10 protein-coding genes are annotated in these 12,392 nt (G+C 59.2%); all 10 read right to left on the bottom strand.

What is annotated here, in order from left to right:
- Window positions 1–5: 5 nt before the first annotated feature.
- From PGR23_RS05870 to tagH, 10 genes are read right to left on the bottom strand one after another with little or no spacing between them, the layout of a single operon-like run.
- Complete coding sequence (locus PGR23_RS05870; protein ID WP_045360893.1) at window positions 6–380, bottom strand: DUF3592 domain-containing protein; 375 nt, start codon at window positions 378–380, stop codon at window positions 6–8.
- A 24-nt stretch (window positions 381–404) separates the two neighbouring features.
- The gene (locus PGR23_RS05865) at window positions 405–1,829 is read right to left on the bottom strand and encodes a serine/threonine protein kinase (protein WP_032708081.1); all 1,425 of its coding nucleotides are present in this window, start codon (window positions 1,827–1,829) and stop codon (window positions 405–407) included.
- 24 nt (window positions 1,830–1,853) lie between these two features.
- Window positions 1,854–4,466, bottom strand: a complete 2,613-nt coding sequence (gene tssH / locus PGR23_RS05860) for a type VI secretion system ATPase TssH (RefSeq protein ID WP_396279679.1) — start codon at window positions 4,464–4,466, stop codon at window positions 1,854–1,856.
- 49 nt (window positions 4,467–4,515) lie between these two features.
- Window positions 4,516–5,559, bottom strand: coding sequence for a type VI secretion system baseplate subunit TssG (gene tssG / locus PGR23_RS05855; RefSeq protein ID WP_380377283.1), 1,044 nt, complete (start codon window positions 5,557–5,559; stop codon window positions 4,516–4,518).
- Complete coding sequence (gene tssF, locus PGR23_RS05850) at window positions 5,556–7,427, bottom strand: type VI secretion system baseplate subunit TssF (protein ID WP_015705451.1); 1,872 nt, start codon at window positions 7,425–7,427, stop codon at window positions 5,556–5,558. The genes tssG and tssF overlap by 4 nt, the downstream gene beginning before the upstream one ends.
- 2 nt (window positions 7,428–7,429) lie before the next feature.
- Complete coding sequence (gene tssE, locus PGR23_RS05845; RefSeq protein WP_015705452.1) at window positions 7,430–7,993, bottom strand: type VI secretion system baseplate subunit TssE; 564 nt, start codon at window positions 7,991–7,993, stop codon at window positions 7,430–7,432.
- Window positions 7,990–8,784: a type VI secretion system accessory protein TagJ gene (locus PGR23_RS05840; protein ID WP_047079160.1), complete on the bottom strand. Its 795-nt coding sequence runs from the start codon at window positions 8,782–8,784 to the stop codon at window positions 7,990–7,992. The genes tssE and PGR23_RS05840 overlap by 4 nt, the downstream gene beginning before the upstream one ends.
- Window positions 8,785–8,793: 9 nt before the next feature.
- Window positions 8,794–9,777: a hypothetical protein gene (locus PGR23_RS05835; protein WP_063447110.1), complete on the bottom strand. Its 984-nt coding sequence runs from the start codon at window positions 9,775–9,777 to the stop codon at window positions 8,794–8,796.
- Between the two features lie 21 nt (window positions 9,778–9,798).
- Window positions 9,799–10,593, bottom strand: coding sequence for a PP2C family protein-serine/threonine phosphatase (locus PGR23_RS05830; protein ID WP_015705455.1), 795 nt, complete (start codon window positions 10,591–10,593; stop codon window positions 9,799–9,801).
- Complete coding sequence (tagH, locus tag PGR23_RS05825) at window positions 10,593–12,320, bottom strand: type VI secretion system-associated FHA domain protein TagH (RefSeq protein ID WP_047048460.1); 1,728 nt, start codon at window positions 12,318–12,320, stop codon at window positions 10,593–10,595. Before tagH ends, PGR23_RS05830 begins: the two co-directional genes overlap by 1 nt.
- Window positions 12,321–12,392: the final 72 nt, after the last annotated feature.

Raw genomic sequence — 12,392 nt, 5'->3', positions numbered from 1 at the left:
CAGCGCTAGCTGCGCGTTAACAGTGGGTTCGGCAGATCGACCAGCACCTGTTGCGGGTCAAGGCGCAAGTAGCGTAACGGAATCGGCTTTCCCGGTTGAAAGTTTTGGATACGCGTAATATCAATAACGATATCCCGCTGACCGGTCAGCAATTCACCTTTTTCGTTAACGTAATTAAAATCGACGCTAATATTAATAAACCCGGAATTACCGCCCGAGCGGCTTCTCACATTTGTGATGGTGCCAGACACCGCAACGCCATCATTGTGGATAGCCGCTTTGAGTTTTTTATTTTTCGCATCGCGAATCAGTAATGACGCAAAAATATAAATAAACAGTAGGGCCACGGCCAGAACGATTACGTTAGTAAAAATACTCATCTTTCACTCGTCAGTTTTGGCTTATCAACTCGATGGATTAATAAGCCAGGTTCCCGGTTTGGCGATCTCCAGCGTCTGCTCGCGGGTTTGTCCATTACCCTGCAGGGTAATTTCATAATGTCCCGGCGCCAGTTTCAGCGAGGCGAAGCCGTTTGTGGCCGGTTGCGTATTATGAGGTTCGCCATTGAGTTTGAGCTTTTCCCCTTCCCGCATGCGCACGTAAACCTGAGCAACAGGCGCCGCCGCCGCTGCAGGTTTGCTCTCTTTAACGGCAACGGGCGGAGCGGGCTGCGCGTTAGCGGTCTGCGTTGGTACCGGCGGCGTAACCGCCGCTGGCGGCTGGGTGCTGGCGCTCTGTGCAGGTTGCGCCTCGCTGCCGCCGCCGCTGAACAGCATACCGCCGGCAATAATACCGACCAGTACGCCTGCGGCGACCATCCCCGGAACCTTATAGCGCCGCCAGTCTGTCGCGGCCGGCGCCTGTTCTTCCTCTTCGACCAGCGCCAGCATGGTGCCGGTTTTTTTGACCGACAAGACGTCATCGATACTGGACACCGGCATTTCAATCAGCTCGGCAAACGCGTCGATTGACTGGGGACGATCTTCCACCCGCAGCGCCAGAGCTTTATCCACCGCCTGTAGCAGCGGCAGCGAGTAACCCGCCGGCTTCAGCTCCGCCAGCGGCTGATAGTTGTCCTGAATACTCCGCACCACGCTCACCGGCGGCGGTGAACCCACGATCAGCGTATGCAGCACCGCGCCGACGGCATAAATATCGGTCCAGGCGCCCTGTTCGCTGTCATTATCGTCGGTATACTGCTCGATAGGCGCATAACCCGGGCGCAGCATGGTTTCGGTTTCGTCGGAGAGATTACCGATGGTCCGGCGCGCCGAACCGAAATCGAGTAGCACCGGCAGGCCGTTATCCTGGATCTGGATATTTTCCGGTGAGATATCACGGTGCAAATAGCCGGCGTCGTGAATGGTTTTAATGGCGCCGAATAGCATCGGCAGCATCCGACGGATCCATGCCTCATCGATGAGGTTTGGCTGCTGCTCGCGCAGGCGGCTCAAGGTGGTGCCGCTATAAAACAGCGTGCCCATATAGGCGGTGTCGTTCTGAACCCAAAAGCGCAGCACGTGCAGCAAGTTGGGATGATTAAAGCGCGCCAGCAGCCGCGCCTCCTGGATAAAGCTGTTTAATCCGGCGGAGAACGCTTTGCTGAAGCGCTCGCTACGCAGTACCAGGGTCATATCTTCGTTACGTACCGCCAGCGACGAAGGCATAAACTCTTTTATCGCGATGGTACGTTCCAGCTGATGGTCCCAGGCGCGATACACAATGCCGAAACCGCCGCCGCCAATCACTTCCTTTATTTCAAATTCGTTAAAACGATACCCGACCGGCAGCGCGTTCAGGACAGTCCGATTGTTTTCGTGATCCGTCATCTTAAGACTCACTTTCTGATGGTGTTACGCGGCAAACTGACAATGAAACTCGCCTTGCGCATAGCTGATGCGCAGTTGCGTAAACTGCTCATCGTTACGGTTGGCGGTTAACAGAATTTGGCTCATCTGCGGCAGCAGCGTGTTGGTCAGAATCGCATCGACCATACGCCCGCCGGATTCCACTTCGGTACAACGCTGAACCACCTGCTCGACGACGCTGTCGTCAATCTCACAGACAATGTTGTGATTGTCCTGCAGACGGCGCTGAATACGCGCCAGCTGCAGACGCACGATTTGCCCCAGCATCGCATCGCTCAGCGGGTAGTACGGCACCACCAACAGGCGGCCAAGCAGCGCTGGCGGGAAGACCTGTAACAGCGGCTGACGCAGCGCGCCGCTCAGCGCTTCCGGCTCGGGCATCAGATCCGGATCGGCGCACATGGCGCTAATCAGCTCGGTACCGACGTTAGACGTTAAGATAATGATTGTGTTGCGGAAATCGATATGGCGGCCTTCACCGTCTTCCATCCAGCCTTTATCAAACACCTGGAAGAAAATTTCGTGCACGTCCGGATGCGCCTTCTCGATTTCATCCAGCAGCACCACGCTATACGGGCGGCGGCGTACCGCTTCAGTCAGCACCCCGCCTTCGCCGTAACCCACGTAACCCGGCGGCGCGCCCTTCAGGGTCGAGACGGTATGCGCCTCCTGGAACTCACTCATGTTGATGGTGATAACGTTCTGTTCGCCGCCGTACAGCGCTTCTGCCAGCGCCAGCGCGGTTTCGGTCTTACCTACGCCGGATGGCCCGCAAAGCATAAAGACCCCGACCGGCTTATTGGGATCGTCGAGCCGCGCGCGTGAAGTGCGCACACGTTTGGCGATCAGATCCAGCCCGTGGCGTTGGCCAATCACTCGCTGGTTGAGCGTGTCGGCCAGGCTCAGTACGGCGTCAATTTCATTTTTGACCATCCGCCCCAGCGGAATGCCGGTCCAGTCAGCGACCACCGCCGCCACCACGTTCTCATCTACCGCCGCGAACAGCAGCGGCATCTCACCCTGCAGGGTTTTTAGCGCCAGCTGTTTTTCATTAAGCGTCTGGCGCAGCGCCGGCTGGGCGTCGTCATCGGCCTCCTGCAATTGCGCGCGCAACGCGATGACTTCATCAACCAACGCGCGTTCCTGCTCCCAGCGACGACTCAAGGTATCGCGTTCAGTTTCCTGCTGCTGACGCGCCTGCTTGAGTTGCTCAATGCGCCGGGCATCGCCAATCGCCACCCGGTTCTCGCGTTGGGCAATCTCTAGTTCCACATCCAGGGCGGCAATGCGCTGCAGGCAATCTTCCAACTGCGGCGGCGGCGCGCTTTGGCTGACGGCGACGCGGGCGCAGGCGGTATCCAGCAGCGCTACCGCTTTATCCGGCAACTGCCGCGCGGGAATATAACGATGCGACAGCTTCACCGCCGCGTTGACCGCTTCATCAAGCAGCAGCACCCGATGGTGTTTCTCCAGCGGCGATACGGTACTGCGCAGCATCAGCAACGCTTTCTCTTCATCCGGCTCGTGGATTTGCACCGTCTGGAAACGGCGGGTCAGCGCCGGATCTTTTTCAATATATTTTTTGTACTCCGCCCAGGTGGTCGCGCCGATGGTGCGTAACTGTCCGCGGGCCAGCGCCGGTTTCAGCAGGTTCGCCGCATCGCCGGTGCCCTGCTGGCCGCCTGCGCCAATTAGAGTGTGGATCTCGTCGATAAACAGCACGATCGGCGTCGGGCTGGATTGCACTTCGTTAATTAACGCCTGAAGACGGGCTTCAAATTCGCCTTTCATGCCCGCACCGGCCTGCAGCATGCCGATGTCCAACAGCCACAGCTCAATATTACGCAACGGCTGCGGAACATCGCCTGCGGCGATCCGCCGCGCCAGCCCTTCCACCACCGCGGTTTTACCGACGCCTGCTTCCCCGGTCAGCAGCGGGTTGTTCTGCCTGCGGCGCATCAGGATATCCACCATCTGGCGGATCTCTTCATCACGGCCGACTACCGGATCGATTTTGCCCTCCTGCGCCCGCTGCGTCAGATTCTGTCCGTACTGGGCCAGCGTGCCCTGCGCCGTCGGCGTCGCGCCCGTGTTGGCCGTCTCCACCGCCGCCTGCTGGCTCTCTTTACTGGCGGCCAGCAGCGTCTCAAAGCTCTCGCTCAACGCATCGACATTGATTTTGCTAAACTGCGGCGAAATACCTTTCAGAACATTAGCCAGATTCCAGGTTTTCAGCAGCCCTATTAACAAATGGCCGCCGCGGATGCGGTTGACGCCATATTTCAGCGAGCCATAAACCCACGCGCGTTCGACGGCGCTATCGATATGCTCAGAAAGGTCGGAGACAGAGCTGGCGCCGCGCGGCAGCGCATCCAGGGCCGCGATGATATCGCGGGTCAGCGCCTGCTCATCAAGGGCGAAATGGCGGATAATGTGTTGCAGGTCGCCGTCCTGCTGCTGCATCAGCTGATGCAGCCAGTGCACCAGCTCAACGTAAGGGTTGCCGCGCAGTTTACAAAAGGCGGTTGCGCTTTCCAGCGAGGTAAACAACAGCGTATCCAGTTTGCCGAAGAGTACGGCACGGCTGATTTCTGACATGTTCGGTTCCATTGATAACATTAATAAAGGTGTCAGAGAGCAGACGACATCAGGCGTCGCTCTGCTCCACGCTAAACACTAAATCGCCACGCGGCGTGGGGACTGGCTGGCGGCCAAGCCAGGTGCTATAGCCCAGTTTGCCGTCGCCGCTGAGGACCGTACCGGGTACTTCATCGCCGCGGATAAGTACCCTGACGTCCCATGCATATTCGATCCCGAGATACTGGCGGACCCAATCGCGTAATTCGTTCACCGCGTTTTCGCCCGGCAGAAAACGGGCGTATTCGGCGGCGCTAAGCGGACCGATTTCAAGGCGGAATTTATGCTGAACATCGCGTACCGCGACGCCGAGAAACGCCGAGACGCCCAGGCGAGGCAGACGCCTTCCCGCCCCCAGCTGCGCTTGTTCTCGCGAGGTCAGCGGCATCCATTGCGGCACGTTGCTGATAATGTTGACCGGGACTTTGAAGAAATTTCGCAGGATCTTCTCCAGCCCTTCCGGATCCCGACCGTGGCGGCTGAGATGGCCTGCGTGGGTGAAACGCGCATGCGGGCTCAGGTCGCCCTTTTCCAGTTGCCCCGGCTGGCCCATGCCGATGAGTGAGGCGAGGTAGCGCTCAAAGCGGCGGTTATCCGCACGGTCTAACGATACCGTTGGCTGCGCGTCGGCCCAGGCGCGGTAGAACAGCAGCGTCAGGCGGTGGTGAAAGAGATCGGCAAAAGCGCTCAGGCTGTCGTCCTGATGATGATGAATACGCTCGCGGGCGTATTCGGTCATATGAACCGGCAGCGGGCCATTGGGGCCGAACAGACCGAAGCTGAGAATCGATATCTCATGCACCGCGCTATTTTCCCGTTTTTGCGCGCTGGCCAGCGTCGCGGGGGCAAACCCCATTGAGGGCGTTTGCCCGATGCGCAGCGATTCAAATTTCGGCAGCGGCGCGCGTCCAAGCGGGTAACGTTCGCCTCCTTGCGCGTCAATGCGGCGCAGCAGATGAAAAAGATCGTAGCGCCAGGGCGCGGCGGTAACCTCGCGCCAGAAAACGTCCGCCAGCGGCGTCAGGCGATGAATGGTAGCCATCGTCTCACTCATATCAGCGCCCTTTTACCCATTCGCGGCGCCCAGTAGCCGATTTCGCCGCGCTGCTGGCTGCATAAGGTGAATTCGGTAAAGCTGTTGAGCGACACCAGCCGGGCAAAGACCCGTTCCAGTACGCTGCCAAACAGCCACGGGCTGGCGCCGGAAAAAGCGCGCTCATCTACGGTTAAGGTAATGCCGATACCGCGGGCGAAGACGATGGGTCCCGGCTCCGGCACCCGGCGATGAACCGGCTCCAGCACGCAGTGGCGTACCCCTTCGATTTGGCGGGCCACGGCGGTCTCCGCCAGCCCGGCATACAGCCCAAGTAACTGGCGCAGCGCCGCGGCGCCTTCGCCATTTTCACCGTCCATCAGGCTGAGATAGTTCATCTGCAGCTGGCTTATCAGCCGCCAGGTGCTGAGCCCTTCCGCCAGCGCCGGGCGCGGCGGCGTTGGGCCGCTACGCATTTTCAATGTTTTTACCGGTAGCGAATCCGCCAGCACAAATTGCCCCAGCTCCTGTTGTAGCATCAACGGCAGGTCGCGGCTGGTGCACAGCACCTCGGCGGTGATATAACGCAGATCTTCCTGCCACGGCGCATGCTGCTCATCGACCAGTGAGACAAAGGTCTCAGAGCCGGTATAGCCGGTACGCGTGCCATAACGCAGCGCGTGTTCGGAAAGCACCCGCTGTTCGCGGCGCAGTGAAAAATAAGCGCCGTAATCTCCGGCATCCTTGCTCCACGAACTCCAGAATGGACGGAACTCGCGATCGTCGCGGTGGCCATCGGCGCTACCGTGAATTTTACTCACCGAATAGATTTCGTAGTCCAGCGGGCGGATGTTATCGACCACCAGATGGTATTCATGCTGGCTATCGCTTAGCGACTGGCGGGCGGCGATTTTCGGAAACAGGTTAATCACCGGCGTGCAGTGCAACGCGAAGTGGTTAGCTTCCACCACTTGTTCCAGGCGGTCGTCGGTTTTATCCAGCAGAATGATGATATCGAATGATTTTTCTTCCTTGCACTGCCCAATTAGCTTGCTCAGGCCGTTAATACTGATAAAGCGGAAGCGCGCCGGGAAGGCAAAGTATTCGTGCAGCAACCGGTAGCCGTCAAAATTGCGAAGATCTTCCGGTAGCAGCGCCTGATTGGCGGCGAATCCCTCTTGTTGGATAGCCTCTTCGCTCAGCGAAAAACGCAGCGGATCGCGCCCGGTGGTCTGGCACACCACGCCGACCTGGTGGGCAAGAATCAGCTCCAGCAGGCGCAGCGCCTCAATATCCGGGCCGCTTAAGAAAAACGCCAGCCGGTCAAAGGTCAAATGACCAAGATGTTGAGCCCCTTCACAGCTGATGCGCAGGCGCAAAGCGCTGACGGCGCCGCGCTGGCTGAGCCCAAGCGCGGCCAGCGGCACATCGGCGGGGATCCCGCCAAGTTCGGCTTTCTCAATACGCAGCGGCAACAGCGTGACATCGTGCGCGGTGGTGTAGCTACAGGTGACGCCGTTTTTCTTCAATACCTGGCTGTCCATCATCGTACCGCGCGGTACCACGAAACCTTTACTCAGATCGCCTTTATTGATGTCCGGCTGCAGTTCGGCTATCGCCATCGACGGCGTAGGCGCCAGATAATTGGGCGCGATCATCTCCAGCAGACGCTGTGAAAAGCGCGGGAATTCGGCGTCCATTTTTAGCTGGACGCGGGAAGTCAGAAAGGCGAAACCCTCCATCATCCGCTCAACGTAAGGATCGGCGACCTCAATACCGCGCATGCCCAACCTGCCGGCAACCTTCGGATAGCGTTCGGCGAATTCAGCGCCCATCTCACGCAGATAGGCTAGCTCGCGGTTGTAATATTCAAGCAGTTTGCCTTCCATCGTTACCCCGCGTCTTTCAATTCAAAGTGGCCATTTTCGAGATCCACATCGGTACGGAACAAAAACTCTAATGGATACGGTACGCACCACAGACGCCCTTTAATTTCAATCGACAGGACGTTATGTAAATCCAGTGACTGGGTATCAGAAATACAGCGGACCTGAAGCCCCTGCGGCAGAATGCGCGGTTCGAAGCTGATAATTGCCTCGGTAAGTTTGCGCTGAATATCCTGCCATTCAATGTCCGACATCCGTTTCCCGGCCAGTGGCGCGACGCCGAAATTAACCACCGAACGGCGCACGTGCGCCAGCGCGGCCAACGCCTGCGGATCGTCGTGATTGATGGTATTGAACAGCCACTGCAGATCGCGCAGCACGTGACGGCGCAGCGTACTGTGGGTGATCAGGTTGCTGTTAAGCGGCTCCGATTTTTTCTGCGGCTGATTATCGGTCAGGCGGTCGAGCAGCGACGGCTGCATCTTATCGCGGGCGCCAATGGTCTCTTGCTTGCTACGCGCCTGCCAGCCGCTGCGCAGCGCGTCACCGTCGCGTACCGGTTTGTTCATGCAAAACTCACCACGTCAAGAGAGAGAATCGGGAATTCATTGTTATCGTTAAGCCACACTTTCTGCCCTTGGCCCTGATACAGCGCGCCTTCGTCGTCCAGCGGCTGCCACTCGGTGGCGCGGCCCAGCTGGAAGCGCGCCTCCGTCTGCGGCGTGACAGGGTAACGCGCGGGGATCTGACACACCTGCTCGCTTCCATCGGTCAGGCGCACCAGCGCATGGCGCCACACCAGATCGGTGACGCTCGCCGGGGCCTGAAAACGAATTTCGGCGATAGCGGCGAACGGCAGCCAGCAATACCGGCCATTGACGATAAGTTCGCAAACCGGCCCCAGACGCGCGTCGCCGTCCATCAACCAGTGAAAAGCGACCGCGGGGGTATCCGCCTGATTGAGATTGCCAGGATTAAGGGGCGCCTGTTCAAAGGCGGCCATCCGCTGTCGCTGGGCGGTTTCTGAATCAGCACAAAGCGCGGAGGCCAGCGCAGACAGCCACGGCCACTGGCTGTCCGGCATCTGCGGGCGTGCGCTACCGGCAAATACCGCATCGCGCTGCTGCTCGCCCTGAATGCTCTGTTCCAGCAGGGTGACCGTTGGCCGGGCCTGCGGCTTCAGCGCCAGCCAGCTTTTTAGCTGCGCCAACGCGCGCGTCCAGTTACCGCTCAGGCATAGAAACTGGACGAACGCCGCACGTAAATCGGCATCGGCGGGACGGCTTTTGATGTCGCTTTCCAGGCGCTGCAGCGCCGCGTCGACGCTTTCGCCAGCCAGCTGTTGATATAGCGTGTTCATCGTCGCTCCTTAGTTTGCCGCGCGCCATGCGCTGGCAGCCGGATTACGCAGCAGCGGGTGCAGGCCGTCGATCAGCACAACGTTGAGTTTGATATCCGGCGCCAGCCACGGCGACCAGACGCTCCGCGCCGCCTCTATCCGCGCCTGTAGACGCGACGGATCGTTGGCCAGTTCGCGGGACATTTCGATAGCCAGCGTGCCGGTCATCTGCCAACCGTTTTGTCCGGCGACATAGGGCAGGATCATCCAGCTTTGTTGGGCGTTTTCATTGCTGACTACCATGCGTTGGTTATTGACCGCGGTGATCAGAAGTTTGTTGGGGTCAGCGGCGGCATTGAGACCCACTACCGGGAAGCCATGCACGAACGTGACGGTGCTCTGCTTTTCTTCGCCGTTCACTGATTGAGTGATGACGGTGCGTCCGCTCAGCCAGCCGCCCTTTTCGCAACTACCGGATTCAACGGCGGGAATGAATAAGGCGGCGGCGCTTTCCTGCCAGAAGGTGCGCAGTCGGCAGCCGCCCTGCAGCGTAAACTCCTGCCACGGCGTGCGGTCGGCGGCGGGAGACAGTTTTTCCGCCTTCTCTTCCGGCGGCAGCCAGGCTGGCGCGACGGGCTTTTCCGCCGCCGCGACGGTCTCGGCGGGCGCGACTTTTACCGCCCATTTTTTGTTTTTCGCCGCGCTACCCTGGGCGATATGCCCATTATTCGCGTCAACCAGCGTCCAGTTCAGCTGCTGTAAACGCGAACACTGATGCTGCATTAAGGCGCCGACGCGCGGCAGGAAGTTATCCAGTATTTTGACGTTCTTATTGCCGTTGGCGACGATGCGTAGCGCCACTTCATCAGCGCACCAGTTCTGCGCGGTGTTGCCCTTGATGTTATCGATCCAGACATCCAGTTTTTGCGAAGGCGATTGCACGATACGGTAGTTTTCCGCCTGCGCGACGCCGGTGGCGGCAAATATTGCCGCACCCAATATCCAATGTTTCATAAAAATCCTTCTTAGCCTGTCTCAATCCCGCAGTGGGAAAAATTGCGCGGCGTCGGCCAGCGAGTGCAGCAGCGTCGCCTCTTCCGGACTGCCCATCCATACCGCGACGGCGCTGTAGTTGTCCTGCGAGGCCTGGTCGCCGTCATTGTTTCTCTGAAGATACTGATTCATCAGGGTTAGCCACTCCTGCGGGGTATTGACCATCTGCAGGGAGGATTTCATCTGCTCTTCGCCAACGCCGTGCCAGAAACCATCGGTACAGAGCAAAAAGGCATCGCCGTCTTCCACCGGCACCACATCGCTATAGCTGGCTTCCGCGCCGTCGCTGGCCATGCCTAACGCCCGGTACAGCAGATTACTGTTAATATCGTCGGTCTGATGTCCGGCATCTTTCATCTGTTGGACCAGACTGTGGTCAGTGGTGACGTGGTACAGCCAGCCGCGGCGAAACAGGTATAACCGGCTATCGCCAGCGTGGGCCCAGTAGGCCAGCTTATAATCGCGATCGATAAACAGGCTCACCAGCGTGGTGCCCATTCGCCGATAATCCGGCGTCGCCTGCTGTTGTTGGAGAATGGCGCCGTTGGCCTGCTGTACATACTGGCGAATGGTCTGGGCGTTCAGGTGATTATCGCCGTCAAACCGATCCAGAATCGCGTTGCGCGCCAGTTCCGCCGCCACCTCGCCGCCGGGCAACCCGGCAATGCCGTCGCAGACCACAAAGCAGGCGGAGCGCTCACCGACGCATTCGCCGGTCTGATCCTGATTGCTAGCGCGCGTTCCCTGGCGGGAAAGAGAAGCCGTGGTAATGTCCATTATTCTTCCGATCCGCTCTGTGAGTCTTTGTACTGATTCACTTCCATGTCATAGGCATAGAGGAACGCTTCGCCAAACAGGGTGTGGAAATCGTCTTCAATTTCCCCGGCGGTTTCGCCGTAGGTACGGACAAAATAGTCCCATAACGCAGCTTTCCGGCTGGCCGGAAGCGCCAGGCGCGAAGTGTGGCCATCGCGTTTAGCCTCTTCTTCCAGTTGCTCGGGGTTAAAGGACTGCAGCATCGCGGCGATAATGGCGCGGATCCCCGAGATCATCCCTAACTGATGGGCCTGCAGGTCGATCAATGCGTCGCGTACCGATTTTTTCGGCGGCATAAAGCCCGGCATCCGCGCGCCGAACATCTGCATCAGCACGGTTTTCCCGGAAGGCAACAGCTTGAACGGGTTGTTGGCGTCGTCCAGTACCATGGTCATATCGGCTTTGACGCCGCGTTTGAGGATCGAACGCGAAGAGAGCAGCGCGACGGTGCCCTGCGAGAACATGCTCAGCATTTGACCAAGCTGACGCATATTCTCTTTGTCGAACTGCGGCACCGGCTGCATATCGCCGAGCCCCATGCCTTCCAGTAAGGCTTCCAGTAACTCTCCCTGCAGCACTTCGCCGTTACCCGGCTGCGTCGTGCTGGTCGCCTGATGTTCATGACGTACGGGATCGATACGCAAGCGCCCTTTTGGCGTCTGGGCGGCTTGCCGCGCCACGGCCTGCGGCGTCGGTAAGGTTATTTCCGGCGCTTCTTCGCGCGCTGCCGCGGGCGGCTCCTGCGGCGGCTGGGTCATTAATAATGGCGAATCAAAAGCGGCATCAGGCTCGTCGGCAACCGTTTTAGCAGGCTCTTCGGTGCTGAAGGCATCTACCGATGTCAGCGGCGCGCCGCCCATTAGCCCCAGCGGATCGTCATGACGCGCGGTTTTGGCGCTAGCGTCGCCGCCAAAGAGCGCCAGCGGATCCAATTCTGCCTGCGGCTCATCGGCGACAGGCTGAGCCGGTTTTTCAACTGGCGGCACCAGCGTCGTTGGCGTAACGTCGGCAAAGATACTGTCGCGGTCAAATGGGGTGTCATCGGCAAACAGGTCGTCCGTCGCCACCGGCGGGCGCTCAAACAGCGGTTCGCTATCAGCGAACATCGCCAGCGGATCTTCCGGATTACGTTCGGCAGGCTTCGGCTCGGCAAAGGGATTCGGCGCGTTATCGGCCTGCGGCTTGGCCCGGCTGCTGGAGATGCTGTCGGCAATCGAGAATTCCTGCATCAGGCTATCCCAGATTTCTGACGGCACCGCGGTTGGCGCGGCTTCCGCCACGGCGGGCGCTGCGGCTGAGTTTGGCGTTGTCGGTTTCGCAGTGACAGGCGGCTGACCGCTCGCCGCCATTCGGCTGATCGGTTGGCTATCCTGCAGCAGATCGCTGACTTCGATGCGATAGTCGTCAATGGCGAGGATATCGCCATCCTGGAGTTCAACCTGACGCCCCCGCTCCAGCGGGATCTCGTTGAGTACCACCCGCGTCACGTTGCCGCGATTGGTAATTTTGCACTCGCCGTCTGCCGCCACGTGGACGATGGCCTGCAGGCGAGAAATGGCGCGGTCGTCATCCGGCAGCACCAGGTTATTGTCCGTGCCGCGCCCAATGGTACCGCCCGGCGCGTAAAAGTCACAGCTCCCCTGCGGGGGCTGATGACCGGCTTTGGTCGAAATAATCGTGAATCGCATAGCCTATTCCTGCTGATATGATTGGCGCACAAACGCTGCCGCTCTCGAAATAAGAACGGCGGCGTTTGCGGG

This window comes from Klebsiella sp. 141162 (genome assembly GCF_050600755.1).
In the GTDB taxonomy this organism is placed as follows: Bacteria; Pseudomonadota; Gammaproteobacteria; order Enterobacterales; family Enterobacteriaceae; genus Klebsiella; species Klebsiella aerogenes.
This window is presented reverse-complemented; position numbering and strand designations above follow the sequence as displayed.